Genomic DNA, 236 nt, shown 5'->3' on the forward strand with positions numbered 1-236 from the left:
AAACTTTACATCAGTGCAAAAGACGCAAGGTCCTAAGTTTGCGGCTGAAATGGAAGCACATGTTCGTGAATACGGTGTCGACATCATGAACTTACAACGTGTGTCTGACATCAAAGGTGCGGATGAAACTGCCAACGGTTTAGTTGAAGTGACTTTAGAGAATGGTGCAAAACTTGAATCGAAAACGGTCATCCTGTCTACAGGTGCACGTTGGAGAGAAATGAATGTACCAGGTG

At 44.1% G+C, this 236-nt stretch carries 1 pseudogene; it reads left to right on the forward strand.

The annotated features are described in order from the left end of the window. A pseudogene (locus AC1M9B_RS14445) lies at positions 1–236 on the forward strand (alkyl hydroperoxide reductase subunit F); the annotation flags it as partial.

This window comes from Acinetobacter sp. ANC_7513, assembly GCF_056779915.1.